This is a genomic window from Hanstruepera flava (genome assembly GCF_023634025.1).
Classification (GTDB): domain Bacteria; phylum Bacteroidota; class Bacteroidia; order Flavobacteriales; family Flavobacteriaceae; genus Hanstruepera; species Hanstruepera flava.
The window spans coordinates 191,695-209,100 of sequence record NZ_JALJCW010000003.1 but is presented as its reverse complement, the minus strand read 5'-3'; the positions used below and the strand labels follow the sequence as shown (position 1 = coordinate 209,100).

The 17,406-nt window shown below is 33.4% G+C and carries 13 protein-coding genes; 2 read left to right on the top strand and 11 right to left on the bottom strand.

Annotated elements, in window-relative coordinates; all coding sequences use genetic code 11:
* Window positions 1–19: 19 nt before the first annotated feature.
* From MTX13_RS11025 to MTX13_RS10980, 10 genes are all read right to left on the bottom strand, one after another.
* Window positions 20–2,077, bottom strand: a complete 2,058-nt coding sequence (locus tag MTX13_RS11025; protein ID WP_250435044.1) for a M48 family metallopeptidase — start codon at window positions 2,075–2,077, stop codon at window positions 20–22.
* A 63-nt stretch (window positions 2,078–2,140) separates the two neighbouring features.
* On the bottom strand, window positions 2,141–3,040 hold the full coding sequence (locus MTX13_RS11020; RefSeq protein WP_250435042.1) for an alpha/beta fold hydrolase: 900 nt from the start codon (window positions 3,038–3,040) through the stop codon (window positions 2,141–2,143).
* 4 nt (window positions 3,041–3,044) lie between these two features.
* Entirely contained in the window at window positions 3,045–4,097 is a 1,053-nt protein-coding gene (locus MTX13_RS11015) for a DUF6340 family protein (protein WP_250435040.1), read from the bottom strand.
* A 61-nt stretch (window positions 4,098–4,158) separates the two neighbouring features.
* Window positions 4,159–5,061, bottom strand: coding sequence for a dihydrofolate reductase (locus MTX13_RS11010; protein ID WP_250435031.1), 903 nt, complete (start codon window positions 5,059–5,061; stop codon window positions 4,159–4,161).
* Window positions 5,062–5,126: 65 nt separating this feature from the next.
* Complete coding sequence (locus tag MTX13_RS11005; protein WP_250435029.1) at window positions 5,127–5,951, bottom strand: thymidylate synthase; 825 nt, start codon at window positions 5,949–5,951, stop codon at window positions 5,127–5,129.
* Window positions 5,952–6,054: 103 nt separating this feature from the next.
* A complete protein-coding gene (locus MTX13_RS11000; RefSeq protein ID WP_250435027.1) occupies window positions 6,055–7,776 on the bottom strand; it encodes a NupC/NupG family nucleoside CNT transporter in 1,722 nt (573 codons plus the stop codon).
* A gap of 12 nt (window positions 7,777–7,788) precedes the next feature.
* Window positions 7,789–8,403, bottom strand: a complete 615-nt coding sequence (locus tag MTX13_RS10995; RefSeq protein ID WP_250435017.1) for a bifunctional nuclease family protein — start codon at window positions 8,401–8,403, stop codon at window positions 7,789–7,791.
* A 164-nt stretch (window positions 8,404–8,567) separates the two neighbouring features.
* Complete coding sequence (locus MTX13_RS10990; RefSeq protein WP_250435015.1) at window positions 8,568–9,527, bottom strand: electron transfer flavoprotein subunit alpha/FixB family protein; 960 nt, start codon at window positions 9,525–9,527, stop codon at window positions 8,568–8,570.
* A gap of 23 nt (window positions 9,528–9,550) precedes the next feature.
* Window positions 9,551–10,297, bottom strand: coding sequence for an electron transfer flavoprotein subunit beta/FixA family protein (locus MTX13_RS10985; RefSeq protein ID WP_250434999.1), 747 nt, complete (start codon window positions 10,295–10,297; stop codon window positions 9,551–9,553).
* 124 nt (window positions 10,298–10,421) lie between these two features.
* A complete protein-coding gene (locus MTX13_RS10980) occupies window positions 10,422–11,510 on the bottom strand; it encodes a T9SS type A sorting domain-containing protein (RefSeq protein WP_250434998.1) in 1,089 nt (362 codons plus the stop codon).
* A 122-nt stretch (window positions 11,511–11,632) separates the two neighbouring features.
* Between MTX13_RS10980 and MTX13_RS10975 the strand changes: the two genes are divergently transcribed.
* Both MTX13_RS10975 and MTX13_RS10970 read left to right on the top strand, forming a co-directional pair.
* Window positions 11,633–12,610 carry a pyruvate dehydrogenase complex E1 component subunit beta gene (locus tag MTX13_RS10975; RefSeq protein WP_250434997.1) on the top strand — a complete coding sequence of 326 codons (978 nt, stop codon included), beginning with the start codon at window positions 11,633–11,635 and terminating at the stop codon, window positions 12,608–12,610.
* A gap of 63 nt (window positions 12,611–12,673) precedes the next feature.
* Window positions 12,674–15,175, top strand: a complete 2,502-nt coding sequence (locus MTX13_RS10970; protein WP_250434989.1) for a DUF5686 and carboxypeptidase-like regulatory domain-containing protein — start codon at window positions 12,674–12,676, stop codon at window positions 15,173–15,175.
* On the opposite strand, the gene MTX13_RS10965 is transcribed toward MTX13_RS10970, so the two are convergent.
* The gene (locus MTX13_RS10965) at window positions 15,172–17,397 is read right to left on the bottom strand and encodes a M1 family metallopeptidase (RefSeq protein ID WP_250434987.1); all 2,226 of its coding nucleotides are present in this window, start codon (window positions 17,395–17,397) and stop codon (window positions 15,172–15,174) included. The two genes, MTX13_RS10970 and MTX13_RS10965, sit on opposite strands and share 4 nt — an antisense overlap.
* Between the last annotated feature and the right edge of the window lie 9 nt (window positions 17,398–17,406).

Here is a 17,406-nt window from a genome sequence, read left to right as displayed (position 1 = left end):
CAAAAATAGGAATTAAAAACTATTCTTTAATTAATGATGCCTGATAGTTAAGTAATTCTCTTTTGTTAATCAAGAATCCTTCAGACAAAAGGAAATAGTAATTATTAAGTGAGGTGAATAATATTTCCAAATTCTCGTCAATATAACGCTCTCCTAAAAAATACTTTAATTCTTTTTCTGTAAATGAATTAAAACATTCTTTTACTTCAAGCTTTAAATTGTTATTGTATTTATTCTGCTCTAATAATTCTTTAATGCTTGCTTTTAGTTTATTTTCTAAAGGCTTTATGTTAACAAAGTTCGTTTTGATCTTATCAAAAGGTGTATTGTAATTAATAAAATCTAATTTAGACATTAACTCATTATATACTGAAATTTTTTCGTCGTAATAATTATCAAACTCTAATAGATTTTTATACAGTTTTTCCAGTTTGGTAATCTCTCCCGAATTATCACTTTCAGCGTTTAAAAAATACTGGAAAATTTGCTTGTCATTTTGTTCAATTTCTTCATTAATTGTTTCTAATTCTTTTTTAAGACTTATACTCAATTTAGCCCCTTCTTTTTTTGAATATTTTTTACCGTCATAATCAAAAGTTTTTAATTTTAAACCATTATTTGATATTTGATTAATGGTAGCTATGTCATTTTGTAATGCTATTGACTGGTAAACTAAATTTACTTTCTCATCACTAAATAGATTTCTAAAGTGAATCTGGTTATTGCTTAAAGAAACATTACTAACTTCAAACTGTATTGGGCTTTTATTGTCATAGTATTGATTGAATATTTTAGGGAATGTATTTTCTAAGAATTTTTCTTTGAATTCGATTTTAAAATTTTCATGCGTAGTAAAATCGGGTTCTTTACTATACATGACGTTCGAAAATAATATATCGGTTAATTTTTCTTGTAATGCATTTAAATTCTGAAAAATTTCGTTTGCTAGTTGATCGTTATTAGTCGTTTTTTTAAGATTTAATTTTTTTAATCTTTCAACCCTGTCTTCTGTACTTGGATGCGAAGCCCATTGATCTTTTATGACAAGTTTAGATTTGTTAAATTTATTAAGCTCTTCTATAGTCACATTAGGAAGTCTGTTTTTTATTTCAATATTATCTTCTTTTGATATGAAATTTAGAACAAACCATTGATCTAAAAATACGTTTTTACTTTTTAAGCATTGCTCAATTTTTCCTTCATAAAAGCTTAAAACTGAATTGAAAGAATAATCAGAAAGATTCATACGCAACAAAGAATTCTCTAAAGGTTCGTTGCCAGTTACATTTGCGGCAATTTCATCTGCATGAAACTCCATTTCACGCGATAAGCCTAAATAATTTTTATTTACAAACTCATACATCAGCTTTAATAACCATTGAATACCTTCAACAATTTTTACTGCAATTATTACAAAAACCGTAAAGTAGCCACTTGCGTTAGCCCAACTCTGAATCATTTTGTCATAAGATTCATTTTCATAAAGCATGTTATGAATAATTTGATTGACATTGTAAACAAAACTTCCAACTTTCATTGTTTTTTGACTAAAATGACCAAATTCATGCGAAAGAATAGCTTTTAACTCATTTCTTGATATACAATTTACCAGCCCTAAGCCTATCATCAAATTCTTTTTCACAGGAAGAATCATACTCCAAAAATTAGAGTCATAAAATACGGAAGCATTAACCTCGTGTGATAAGTAAACTTTTTTCGGAAATTGAGTGCCTACTTCATTTACAATTTCATCTATCATTTCAAAAAGATGAGGCTGATCCACCTTTTTAATTTCTAACAAATGGCCTCTGTCTTTTTTGTTTTTTTTGAATAGAAATTTGAGCAAAAAGAAGAGAACAAGAAAGCCAATACTTGCTAATCCAACACCTAGTGCCAAAGTAAAAAATCTAGGGTGAGCGGCTACAAGTGAAATTGCACCATAAACACAAAGTACGGTTAATCCAATTGCTAAAAAAAAAGTTAATAAATAAACAAAAGCAAAAATAATTATTGATGTAATTGCTTTTGTGGTTTGGGTTTTGAATTCGTTAGATAATGAGACTTCTTTTTGAATCATAAGTTAGAGTTGAGTTATTTAAGGCAATTTTAGTTATTATTTGATACATATTGGTAAAGTACTTTAAAGTTTATCTAAAAAACTATTAATCTTTCTGTAATATACTTCAGGCTGTTCCAGCCAACCATAATGTACACATTCATCCAAAAACACCAATTCAGAATTCTCGAGTAATTTATGCGCTTCTTTAGCAATAGTATCTCCCATGACATCTTGCTTACCCTGAATGATTAAAACCGGATTTTTAAAGCTTCTATAGGCATCACTACAATCAAAATCAACGGCACGCATATTTTGCCAAACTAAACGATTTATGGTTCGGTTGCTTTGGGTTAAGCGTTCTGCAATTACCGGAACGTACTTTCTATTATAAACATAAGCAGGTGCTAAGTGCTTCCCGCGATTATAACGAGCCCGATATGTTGTGTCTCCTTGACTAATTAGTCTATTCCAATAATTAAACGAATCGCGTTCTTTTTCGGTGAGTCGAGATAGTAAATTTAAATTTCTAGTAATATTTAAGTTAAAGCCGCCTGAACCAGATAGAACTAAACCTTTTATTCTTTCTGGATGTTTTTTCAGATAGTAGGAGGCAAGCATACCACCAAAAGAATGTCCTAAAACTATCCAATTTTTAAATCCAAAATACTGTCGAATAGCTTCGATGTCAGAAACCATTAATTCCATTGTAATGGATTCAGAATTGATTTCAGAAATTGTAGATTTTCCAGTTCCGCGTTGATCGTATAAAATAACTAGATTGGTTTTGGCAATTTCTTTGGCTAACGAAGTGAACCCTTCACTATTCATACCTGGGCCACCATTTATAATAAGTATAGGATCGCCAACTCCATAAGTGGTAACATGAATATTACCGTTTTCAATTGGAATGTTCATTAATGATTGAGAAATTCCGTTTTTTGGAATGAGGACAATCATTAATATACTGAACCATCTAACCATTAATTTATTGAGATTGTTGTTCGAGCAAATCGTTTTTGTTTTTTCTGTTTTTAAGGATGTTTAAATAACGTAATGCATTTTTGTCCTCGTAATCAGTGTAGGCTTTTGAAGCCCATGTCATAGCTGTTTCCAGATCACCATTAATTTCATTAATGATGGCCATGTTATAACAAGCGCGACCTGAAATTTTTCTTTTAGGATTGTTAAGTTCCTGTTCCCATAATTCTGCTGCACCATCCCAATCACCTGTTTGAGCGCGTCTTTTTCCTATTTCAAAATTGTCTGTGCCTTTTACATAATATTGCCTAGTAACTCGAATTTTAAACGGGTAGGTTCTGTATACATAATCTTGGCCAATAACAGTACTGGCTTGCAGTAAAGACTCTTTTCTGCCTATTATTGCTTCAATGGCTTTAGTTGGGTTAATGCCTTTGCCCACTGAAGTTATCCAGCGATCTAATGCTATTTCATCACGAACAACTTTATTGATGTTGTCATAAATTCTAAATCCAGCTTTAATATGAGTCGAAATAGTAGCTTCGTGCTCTATCATTGGTATTTTTATACCAAAAGCATTTAATTGTTCTACAGTTCTAGTTTTATAGGATACTTTAGCATCAGTATCGTAAAAAGATAAAGTAACAATAGCATCTAGTTGATTTTCTTTGCAAAGCATGTCAACCGTTTCCCAAGGTAAAGCACTTGGGAAAATACCTAAACCAGGATTCTCAATTTTTTCAGAGGTTATAATTTCAACAGTGTTATACTGACTATCTTTTTCAAAGGTTTCTTTTATACTTTGAATGGTATATTTTGCACCTTCAGTATCTAAATTCTTACCTTCAATAGAAAGTATTTGGTCTATATCGTCTAACGGTTTGTTCTTTATTGAAGCCAAACTTCGGTTTAAAATACCAATGTTTTGTATTGATGTTGGAACATAAACTGGAGCAGGTTCTGTAACGCTCATGGTTAAATTATTCATGGATTGGCATGAAAATAAGAGCATTGTAACCGTTAATGCTAAAGCTAAAAAATTAAAACGGAATCGTTTCATAACGCTTAGATTTGGGATTCTAATAAGACTAATGTACTAAATTGTAACGAATTAAGCTTTTTTAGCTTCGTGAATAGGTAATAAATGAAAACGCGTATTGGTGTTTTTCATCTTTATCATGAAATGTTTTTTGTGTTTCTTTCCAAACACTTTCATCTATTTCAGGGAAAAAAGTGTCGGCATTTTCAAAACTTTGGTGTACACGTGTCAATTCTATTTTATCAGCGTAAGGCATGGCTTGTTTATAGATTTCACCACCACCAATAACATAAGGATTACTATCGCTTCGGGCAGCATCGAAAGCATCTTCTAAATTGTTGACGACAATTACACCACTTGGTACTTGATAATTATCTTGTCGTGTTATAACAATATGCGTTCTGTTAGGTAACGGTTTAGGGAAGCTTTCAAAGGTTTTACGACCCATAATAATATGGTGACCGTTGGTAAGGCTTTTAAAGCGTTTAAGGTCGTCACTTAAATGCCAAATCAAATCGTTGTCTTTGCCTATGGCGTTATCTTCGCCAGCAGCTACAATAAGTGTAATATTCGATTTTTTTGATGGCTTACCTGTTGATTTTATATTAGGTAAGGGATAATCTTTTTCGACTTGTTTTTGCAATTCGGCAATTTTAGCTTTTTGTTTGGCAATTAATGTATTTAATTGTTCGTCTTGCCATTGCTTTCCCATAAACGAATCGGTAACAAATACTTTAAAAGCGTGATAAAGAAATAATAAAAACCAAACGGAAATTGCTGTTGCAAACCAATGGGTATTAAATATGGTAACCGTTTCGCCAATACCTATAACTAAATTAGCAATAATTAAACAAACAGAACCTATAATAAACAAAATGAAATGGGTGTATACACCTTTCTTCTGTTTTAAGCGTCGTTGGGCATTTTTTAGTAATTCTAATTCAGTTGGATCTACTTGTGGTTTGTTTTTCTTTCTTCCGAACATATCTAAATACTTATCTTATGTAAATTTAGCTTTTTTATTCTAGGAAATTAAAAACAATAGCTAAACTATACTGCAACAACCCCTTTAATATGTGGATGTGGATTGTAATCTACTAATGTAAAATCCTCAAACGTGAAATCAAAAATATCTTTTACTTCAGGATTTAAAATCATTTTTGGCAATGGTCTTGGGTCGCGAGACAGTTGTAGTTCCAATTGTTCGTAATGATTGCTGTAAATATGTGCATCGCCAAACGTGTGGATGAATTCACCAGCTTCGTAACCACAAACTTGAGCCATCATCATAGTAAATAAGGCATAAGAAGCAATATTGAAAGGCACACCTAAAAAAATATCGGCACTACGTTGGTATAATTGACATGATAATTTGCCATCTGCCACGTAAAACTGAAAAAATGCGTGACAAGGTGGTAAGGCTGCTTTCCCGTTTGCCACATTTTCTGAAAACGATTTAGATGTGTTTGGCAGTACTGAAGGGTTCCATGCTGAAACCAACATACGACGGCTATCAGGATTTGTTTTTAGTGTTTGGATAACATCTTTTATTTGATCTATATCGTCGCTATTCCAATTGCGCCACTGATGACCATAAACAGGGCCTAAATTACCGTTCTCGTCAGCCCATTCATTCCAAATTCTAACACCGTTTTCTGTTAAGTAATTGATGTTGGTATCACCTTTTAAAAACCACAATAATTCATAAATAATAGATTTTAAATGTAATTTTTTAGTGGTTACCATAGGGAAACCTTCACTTAAATCAAAACGCATCTGGTAGCCGAAAACACTTTTTGTTCCAGTACCAGTACGATCTGCTTTTTCATTTCCATTTTCTAAAACATGCTTAACAAGGTCGTGATATTGCTTCATCTTCAATCGGATTTTATGGGAAATAAAAATAGAAAAAAGGGTCAAACCAAAATGATTTAACCCTTAAATTATATAAAAAGTTATTAACGAATTGTTGATGTAATTATCCAATTATCATACCGGCAATAGTTGCAGAAATTAAAGACGCAATAGTACCGCCAATTAAAGCTTTCATACCAAATTCTGACAACGTTTTACGCTGACCTGGTGCTAAAGAGCCAATGCCTCCAATTTGAATACCTATTGAAGCGAAGTTTGCAAATCCGCAAAGCATATAAGTTGCCATAATAATGGACTTTTCATAGTTTAAATGTGTAGTGTTAGCTATATTTTTTAATTCACCTAACTGTATATAACCTACGAATTCACTTGCAGCTAATTTAATACCTAATAGTTGGCCCATCATCATTATATCATCTGTTGCGACTCCAATTAGCCACATTAATGGAGCAAAAATTGTTCCGAGAATAGCTTCAAGAGATAAAGCTGGATAAGGGGAGTTAATACTTACCCATTCATTAATATTGCCTATTGTTCCTAATTTGGTTAATCCATAGTTTATTAATGCAATAAAGGCAACAAATACTAGTAACATTGCGGCAACATTCACTGCTAGCTTAAATCCTTCAGTGGTACCAATTGCGATAGAATCTAATATGTTAGATCCTATTTTTTGCTTTGATATTGTAACATCAGTGTTAATTTCTTCGGTTTGCGGATAGAGTATTTTAGAAATAACAATAGCGCCTGGAGCCGCCATGACTGATGCAGCTAATAAATGCTTTGCGAAATATTCTCTTAATATCATATCATCACCTCCTAAAAACTGTATATAAGCTGCCAATACACCTCCTGCTACAGTCGCCATACCGCCAATCATAACCAAAAGCATTTCAGACTTATTCATTTTTTGTAAATAGGCTTTAATCATTAATGGAGCCTCGGTTTGCCCCAAAAAGATGTTTCCAGCCACGCTTAAACTTTCGGCTCCAGAAATTCCTAATAGCTTTGTAAGAAGCCATCCCATGGCTTTTACTATTTTTTGAATAATCCCTAAATAAAATAAAACAGATGTTAAAGCAGAAAAGAATATAATTGTCGGTAAAATAGTAATTGCAAAATTTATTAAGGGACTTTCTATCTCATTAGAAATGAATGAACTAAATAAGAATTCGGTGCCAGCTTCAGTAAAAGTCAGAACCTTATTAAAAGCCTTGCCTAAATATTTAAAAATAGCCTGTACAAAAGGTACCTTTAAAACCCCTATTGCTATTAAAAGTTGAAAAACTAATCCTATACCAACCGTTTTCCAATTTACGGCACGTCTGTTACTACTAAATAAAAAGGCAATAAAAATCAGACAAACCATACCCAATATGCCTCGCCAAAGACTGTTAAAAGAAAAACCTTGACTCGGTATTATAGTATCTTGATCGCTATTGGTTAATATAGTAGATTCATCTTTTACTATTTCACGAACAGACTTAAAACTATAACGGGTATTATTTTCATTGAAGACTAAAGTAGAGTCTGTGAGCTCGGTTATTTTATAACGTCTAATGGTATCGTTTGGTTGGTTGTAATAAAATACCAAAAGATTATTTTGATGAATATAATCTCCTGAAGCTTCAAGGTTTCTAGATTCAATATTGTACTTAAAATCACCTTTGTTTAAAATAAAAACATCAGACTTTGATAATTCAAAAAGATTAGATATGGAATCGTTTTCTACAGACTGAAACTGCCATTTTTTTTCAATGCTTTGTGCATTACTAATTGTAATTCCAAAAAAAATAGCTGTAAAAGCTAATAAAAAATGTTTCATTTGTTTGTGTGTTTAGCGTTTTGAAATTTCATCACGCAATTTGGCGGCCTTTTCATAATCTTCGTTAGAAACAGCTTCGTCTAACATGTTATGTAGTTCTTCCAATGTTTTGTCTTTTAAGTCATCTTGAGTAGTGCCAGCCTCTAATTCTTCAGCAATTAAATCGTTAACCAAAACACTATCGTCTTCAGCATCTTCTTCTTTAGTTGGGTTGATTTTTAAATAGATTCCTGCTTTATCTAAAATGTTTTTATAGGTAAATATTGGTGCTTGAAACCTTAAGGCTAATGCAATGGCATCACTAGTTCTGGCATCAATGATCTCTTCAATTTTATCACGTTCACAAATTATACTAGAGTAAAATACACCATCAACCAATTTGTGGATAATGACCTGCTTAACAACAATATCAAATCGATCTGCAAAATTTTTGAATAGGTCGTGTGTAAGGGGTCTTGGAGGGCGTATTTCTTTTTCTAATGCTATGGCAATGGACTGTGCTTCAAAAGCGCCAATAACAATAGGTAGTTTTCTATCGCCATCCACTTCGTTTAAAATTAAAGCATAGGCGCCATTTTGTGTCTGGCTATATGATATTCCCTTTATATTTAGTCGAACTAAACTCATAGTTTATAAAACACAAAGAACTGTTTTAATTAGGACTTTAACAACTTCTATAAATAAAAATAGACAGATTTGTTATTTTAAATTTACAACATTAAAATATTAATTAACCTTGTAAAACCCAATTAAAACAGCCCTTTATATAATTACAATTTATAAAAAATAAATTACTGTTGAGCTTTAAATTCTTTTAATTTCTCAATCAATTTAGGAACAACCTCAAAAGCGTCACCCACTATACCATAATCTGCAGCTTTAAAGAAAGGAGCTTCAGGATCTGTATTGATAACAACCTTGGTTTTTGAAGCGTTAATACCTGCTAAATGTTGTATGGCACCCGATATACCAACAGCTATATATAAGTTAGAAGCAACTGGTTTTCCTGTTTGTCCAACGTGTTCGCTATGTGGTCTCCAACCTAAATCGCTTACAGGTTTTGAGCATGCAGTAGCAGCACCTAAAACGTCTGCCAACTCTTCAATCATTCCCCAATTTTCAGGACCTTTTAAACCACGACCTCCAGAAACAACAATTTCTGCATCTGCTATTGTAACTTTACCCGTAACTTTATCAACGGATTCTACTTGCACGCCCATTTCTGGAACGTTGGCAGAAAATTCTTCAGCTGAAGCCGAAGCTGAACTTTCATGAACGCCAAAAGCATTTTTAGAAACACCAACTATTTTTACATCGGTATCGATTGTTGTATTGTTAAAAGCCTTGTTTGTAAAAGCAGTACGTTTTACTGTAAAAGGCGATGTGCTTGAAGGCGCTTCAACAACATTTGAAGCATAACCTGCATCTAAATCTATAGCTAAAAGAGGTGCTAAATATTTACTGTCTGCGCTTGAGCTAATAACGACAACTTTTGCACCTTCTTGTTTAGCTGCTTGAGCTATAACACTTGCATAGGCATTGGCATTAAACTTGTCTAATGAACTATTATTAACCTGTAATACTTTTTCAACACCATGATTACCTAGAACACTAGTGTCATTGGCATTAAAAGTAATGGCGGTTACTGTTGTGCCCATTTGGTCCGCAACAGCCTTTGCGTAAGAGGCTACCTCTAAAGCAGTTTTTTTAAATTTTCCTTCTTCTGATTCTGTATATACTAAAACTGACATGTTTTCTTTTTTTTAAGCGTTAATTAAATAACTTTTGCTTCGTTGTGAAGTAAGTTTACAAGTTCTCCTACATTATCGGCATCAACTAATTTTACAGCACCTTTTGGAGCTGGTTTTTCAAACTTAACTGATGTAGTTTCAGCATTTGCTCCTGTTGGTTCTGTTACTTGTAACGGTTTTTGACGCGCCATCATAATACCTCGCATATTAGGAATACGCAAGTCACTTTCTTCAACTAAACCTTTTTGTCCACCAATAATTAATGGTAAGCTTGTTGATATGGTTTCTTTACCACCATCAATTTCTCTAACAGCTTTGGCATTAGTGCCTTCAACTTCTAAACTAATACAATTATTTACAAAGTTTGCATTGGTTAAGCCTGCAAGCATTCCAGGAACCATTCCACCATTGTAATCAATAGACTCACGACCTGCAATAACTAAATCGTAGCCACCATCTTGCACAACTTTTGCTAGTTCTTTAGCTACTTGAAAGCCATCCTTGGCTTCAGTATTGACTCTAATAGCGCTATCTGCACCAATAGCTAAAGCCTTCCGCAATGTTGGTTCAGTCTCGGCACCACCTACATTAACAACAGTAACATTAGCCCCTTGTTTCTCTTTAAACCACATAGCTCGCGTTAAGCCAAATTCATCATTAGGATTAATTACAAATTGTACACCATTGGTGTCAAATTTTGTGTCACCATCAGCAAAATTAATTTTGGAAGTCGTATCAGGAACGTGACTAATACACACTAATATTTTCATATCTATAATTTTTAGTAAAAAGTATATTTTTTTGAGGTTACGAAGGTAATTATTTTATTCCGATTTTTTACTATGCACGCATAGTATTTAATTCTTAAAATGATAATTAAAGAATGGAGTAGGGTTATTTTTTAATGAACTTAAAGACTCTTTTGTTCTTGTAATTGTTAAGTCTGATAAAATATAGGCCGTCAGGCAATTGATTTATTAATATTTTGTCTTTGCCATAAATTGTAGAATTAATATAATTTTTACCAGACAAATCAAAAATCTCAAATTGATAAAAGGAATCTTTCAAATTCTTAAAATAAATTTGTTCATTGTTTACAGAGGTAATTAATTGAATGTTATCTAAACTATTTGAAGGTACAGATAGGCTGTAGTCTTCAAATTTTAAATATTCCATTGCCTCCAAACCTGTATCTTTTGATAGTGTGAGCTCATCGTTGTTATAGCTATAGTTCATAAATTCATAAAGATTAGCATCACACGTCACGCCAAGAATTCTGTATAATGAACCCTCAAAATCATGACAATCTGGGTAAGGAGTGTCATAACTTTCATTTATAATTCCTGGCACCGAGTTCCAAATTGAAATTTGATAATGTGTTTTACCGGTATAATCAATATTAAAACTATTACCACATGGTGTGATTTCAGGAGAAGAAACGTTTAGTAATTCTGTACTGCTATCATAGTTAAATTCTAATAAAATAATTATGTCCTCTGGGATTTCTTCTTCAGTGTTTTCACAAGTTAATCCACCTGCGCCAGTAAAGCACCTGGATTTTAAATAAAAAGTTTTACCATCGAGGTTGTCAATTATATTTTGGTCAATTGGTATTTTTGTTGGAACCGTTTCATCATCATAGATAAATTCAAATATATCTGAAGGGACATTGTTGTATAAGTCGACAATTAAATCTTTGTTTTCAAAGAATATAGTATAATATTGAGACAATGGTTCTGAGTCTGCAGTAGGGAAACTTCTCTCAAAACCATAAATGATATAGTTGCCAAAAATATCTGTAATATATTGTTGAGGGCTAATGAGCATAATTGTGCCATCATCATTTTCAGTTATTGTTGGAATATTAATTGATTCAGAAATTTTAAATGTATCAGATAATTGGGGACATAATATGGGGTTTTGTGAAAAACTTAAAACTGAAACCAACAAAATTGTAAGTACTAATAATTTATGGTTAGGCATAGTGATAATGTTGAAAAATAAAGGTAGGATATATGGTTGTTACTGCAAAATATACAGTTGTTTTTTATGCAAATTTATTATTAATATTTCCTATTTTTGCTCTTCCTAATTATGAATAGAATATGAAGACATTACAATTTAGAGAAGCGGTTTGTGAAGCCATGAGCGAAGAAATGCGACGCGATGACAGCATTTATTTAATGGGAGAAGAAGTAGCTGAATATAATGGGGCTTACAAAGCGAGTAAAGGTATGTTAGATGAGTTTGGGCCTAAACGAGTTATTGATACACCAATTGCTGAATTAGGTTTTGCAGGAATAGCTGTAGGTTCAACCATGACTGGCAACAGACCAATTGTTGAGTTTATGACCTTTAATTTCTCTTTGGTTGGTATTGATCAAATTATTAATAATGCTGCCAAAATTAGACAGATGTCTGGTGGTCAGTTTAAATGTCCTATTGTGTTTCGAGGTCCAACAGCCTCTGCAGGTCAGTTGGCAGCAACTCACTCACAGGCTTTTGAAAGTTGGTATGCCAATACGCCTGGTTTAAAAGTAGTTGTGCCTTCAAACCCTTATGATGCCAAAGGGCTTTTAAAATCGGCTATTCGTGATGATGATCCTGTTATTTTTATGGAGAGTGAGCAAATGTATGGAGATAAAGGCGAAGTGCCAGAAGGAGAATATACCATACCTTTAGGAGTAGCAGATATTAAGCGTGAGGGTTCAGATGTAACCATTGTATCTTTTGGAAAAATTATTAAAGAAGCATACAAAGCGGCTGAAGAATTGGAAAAAGAAGGGATATCATGCGAAATTATTGATTTACGAACAGTAAGACCAATGGATCATGACGCCATTTTAAATTCGGTTAAAAAAACCAATAGATTAGTAATTTTAGAAGAAGCTTGGCCATTTGGTAACGTTGCTACCGAGATTACTTACCAAGTACAATCTAAAGCTTTTGATTATTTAGATGCACCTATTGTAAAGATAAATACAGCAGATACGCCTGCGCCTTATTCACCAGTTTTATTGGAAGAATGGCTACCTAATAGCAACGATGTTGTTAAGGCAGTTAAGAAGGTTTTATACAAATAAAAAAATATTTCTTACGTTTATAAACTTCATTGGCAGCATTGTTGATGAAGTTTTTTTGTCAATATGAAATTTAATCTACTTATAACTTGTTTTTTCCTGACTTTGGTTTCAGCTTTTGCTCAAACAAAAGTTAGCGGTTATGTGTATGATGAAAATGATGAGCCTGTTGCCTTTGCCAATATTATATTTAAAGGGTCTTTTGAGGGCACCATTACAAACGAAGAAGGGCGTTTCTATTTAGAATCAGACAGTACATGGAAAACCTTAATTGTCTCTTTTGTAGGGTATGAAACTATTGAAGTGCCTTTAGAAAAGAAAGTAAACTACAATTTAAAGTTTGTAATTAAAGAGGAAGCAGCGGCCTTAAGTGAAGTTGTTATTGTTACTGGAAAACAATCAAAAAAAGCAGAGGAGAACCCAGCAATAGCTATCATGCAAAAAGTATGGGAACGTAAACGTCAAAACGGTTTACGACAGTTTAACCAATATGCTTATGACAGATATGAGAAAGTTGAATTCGATTTAAATACAATTGATAGCGCTTTGATTAATGGTAAACTCTTTAAGGGTATGGAGTTTGTTTTTGAACAGGTAGATACCTCCAAAGTAACAGGAAAAACCTATTTGCCTATATTCATTAATGAAGAAGTTGCCAAAGTATATGGTGATAATATTTTAAATAAAGAAAAAGTTGAGCTTAAGGGTAATAAAAATTCAGGTTTTAGCAACAACGAGTCTATTATTGATTTTATTAAAGATCTTTATTCAGAATACGATGTCTACGACAATTACCTTAAGTTTTTCGACAAGAGTTTTGTAAGTCCAATTTCAACAACAGGGATTAACACCTATAATTACGTGTTGGCCGATAGTGCTTTTATTGATAACAAATGGTGCTATAATATTATATACTACCCAAGGCGAAAAAATGAATTGACATTTAAAGGTGATTTCTGGGTAAACGATTCAACTTATGCGCTCAAAGAAATTAATATGCAGGCTTCTAAAAGTGCCAATATTAATTGGGTTAAGGAAATTTATATTGAACAAGAATTTGAAGTTGTAAATGACACCCTCTTTTTAATTAAACGCGATTATTTCATGTCTGATTTTACCTTTAATAAGAAGGAAAAGTCTCGAGGTATTTACGGAAAGCGAACTACTTTGTATGACAACTATGTGTTTAATGAATTAAAAGACGAAAAATTCTATAAAGAGGAAGTTTTTAATTATAACGAAGATGCGTATAATCGTGATGATGCCTTTTGGGATGAAAATAGAATGGAATCCTTGAGTAAAGATGAACGCGGAGTCTATAAAATGCTAGACACTTTGAAAACCGTTGCAAAGTTTAAACGACTCTATAATTATGGTTCTATTTTAGCTTCAGGATATGTGGAGATTGACAAATGGAATTTTGACTATGGGCCTATTTTATCAACTTTTGGTTACAATGATGTTGAAGGATTAAGGCTTCGCACAGGAGGGAGAACCTATTTTGGGCGAAATGATTTATGGCGTGTGCAAGGGTTTCTAGCTTATGGGTTTAAAGACAATAAATTTAAATATGGTCTTTCAGCAAAATGGCTATTGAACAAAAGAAACAGGCTTATTATATCCGCAGGGCATAGGCGTGATATTGAACAAATAGGAGCAAGTTTAACAACCTCACAAGATGTTTTAGGTAGAAGCCTGGCGTCGAATGCAGTATTTACAACAGCTCCAAACGATAAGTTAAGTAACATATTTTTAACTACCATTGCGTTAGAAATTGAACCGGTTAAAAATTTCTTGATTAGATATGGCGCTGATTATAGAACCTTGTCCTCTGCGTCACCAACCTTTAGTTTAGATTACGTTGATCCAGATTCACCAACAGGTGTTTCATCTGAAATTAAACAGCTGGAAAATACGTTGGCACTATCGTATTTTCCAAACAGAAAGATGACAGGTCATGGTGTAGAGCGTACTAATGCTAACGATAATTACGCGTCAATATTTGCGCAGTTGAGTGTGGGTAGAAAAGATTTGTTGAATAGTGATTTTGAATATACAAAATTGCAGTTTTCATATATTCAACCATGGCAAATAGGTGGCTTCGGACGTTTACGTTCTACAATTGAAGCCGGTAAGACTTTTGGAGAAGTACCTCTTGGTTTATTGAGTGTTGTTCCTGGTAACCAATCGTATTTTTCAATTTACAAATCGTTTTCGCAATTGGATTTTTATGAGTTTGTAACTGATACGTATCTGGCGTTGTTTTTAGAGCATAATTTTAATGGTCGTTTGTTTTCTAGAATACCATTATTGCGAAAATTAGATTGGAGAGAAATTGTTAGTATTCGAGGAGTTTGGGGAAGCCTTTCTGATGAAAACATTGCATTAAGTGCTCCTGCAAACATTCCTTTGGTAGCTCCAAATAATGAAATTTATTACGAATACAGCTTCGGTATAGGTAATATTTTTAAAATCTTTAGAATTGACTTTAATTTTAGAGGAAATTATTTAGATAACCCAAATGCCCGAGATTTTGGAATCACAGGCAGTTTTGGATTTGAATTCTAATTTTGTTTTCCTTCTTTAAAAGTGTCAAATTGAGATGCTTCTTCAACTTTAGGGAAACTATTGTTAGCCATATTGGTGTCGGCAAATTCAAAGTTTGGATCTAAATTTACTTTCTCAACTTCTTTGTCCTTAATGAATGTTTTGGTTATTTGATATTCATTTCTACGCCAAATATCTGCTGGAAGCATATCAGTTTCCTTACTACCATCTTTATAAATCCATTCTATTCTAACAGGCATAACCAAACCGCCAACATTTTTCACAGTTACTTCGTAAATGTTCTTACCAGAAACTTGTTTGCGTAATTCGTCTTCATCTAAACGCGATAAAAACCCACCATAAGCCTGGTCTGGTGTGTCAGAAAGTTTAATCATATCTGGACCACTTGAGAAATCTTTAGCTTTCTGTTCAGTACCTTCTCCAGTTGCTGCAATTTTTACTTTTTTCTGTTGGTCTTCAATGTTTAAATCTTCTTCATACACTTTGTACCATTTTACATCGGTTAATTCCATGTCCACATGGTCTGTTGTAAAGAACCATCCTCTAAAAAACCAATCTAAATCAGCTGCTGTGGCATCTTCCAAAGTTCTGAATAAATCACCTGGGTTTGGGTGTTTGTATTTCCAACGATTGGCATATTCTTTAAATGCTTGATCAAAGAGTTCTTGTCCAATTATAGAATTGCGTAACATTTGTAACCCAACTGTCGGTTTTTGGTAAAAATTTGCTCCAAATTGTGTAAGTAACTCATTATCTGAAGTAGTCATAATAGGGCGTAAAATATTCTTGTCACCTTGCATAAAAGGCACAATGTCTTTTGGCTCTGTACTATGAAATTCAGGATAACGTTCTGCAACTGTACGTTGATGCAAAAAAGTATTTAACCCTTCGTCCATCCACATCCATTTGCGTTCATCAGAGCTGACAATCATTGGGAACCAATTGTGACCGACTTCGTGAATTATGGTCCCAATCATTCCCGATTTAGCATTGTCACTCATTTTACCGTTGCGTGGTCTACCACCGTTAAAGCTAATCATGGGGAATTCCATTCCAATATTCGAGGTGTTGACTGAAATAGCCACAGGATAAGGGTATTCAAATGTGGCTTCAGAATAGACTTCCAAAGCAGCTTTAACGGCTTTAGTAGATTCTTCGCTCCAAACAGGTAAACCTTCTTTGGGATAAAATGACATGGCCATAACCTTGTTAGTTTCCAGTTGAACGGCTTGAGCATCCCAAATAAATTTCCTGGATGATGCAAAGGCAAAATCACGAACATTTTTAGCAGTATATTTCCAGGTTTTAAGCTTTGTGGCTTTAGACTTTTCATTAGCTCTGGCTTCATCTTCTGTAACAATCATGACGGGTTTGTCAAACGTATTTTCAGCTTGTTCCAAGCGCTTTCTTTGTGTTTTGGTTAGAACCGATTCGCTATTTTGAAGTTGTCCTGTTGAGGCTACAATATGATCTTCAGGCACTGTAATTTCAACTTCGTAATTGCCAAATTCTAAAGCAAATTCTCCTAGTCTTTGAAACTGTTGGTTTTGCCAGCCTTCGGTGTCATTATAAACTGCCATTCTTGGAAACCAATGGGCTATAAGATATACAGTGTTGTCATCTTCAGGAAAATACTCATAGCCCTCACGCGAGAGTAAAAACATACTTCTATCTGTAATAGGATAGGACCAAGCCAATGATAAACTCATAGATTCCCCAGATTTTAAAGGTTTGTCTAACATGACTTTCATCATGGTATTATTAACCAAAGCCTTCATGTTCTCACCAGAACTATTTTTAATATACTCTATGGTATAGCCTGCTGGAAAATCGATGGTACGAGTTAGAAATTGCATTTGTCGCGTACTCATATTATCACTAATGCCACCAAACGCTTCGCCAAAATCTGGATTTTCTTTTCTATTGACGTTCTGTTCTAGTTGAATCCAAAGATAATTTAAGTCGTCTGGAGAATTATTGTGGTAGGTAATAATTTCCTCTCCAGAAAGAACATTGTTTTTTTCGTCTAAAGTGGCTTTAATTTTGTAATCAGCACGTTGTTGCCAATAGGCTTTTCCTGGTGCACCACTCGCTGTACGATAACTGTTTGGTGGCGCAATCATATTATCAATGGGTTCAAATTTACCTTGCCAAGGTTGGGTTTGTGATTGCAGAGTTGAAAAGCTGAATATAATAATGAGGACCGTTACTAAATATCTCATGCTGTTTGG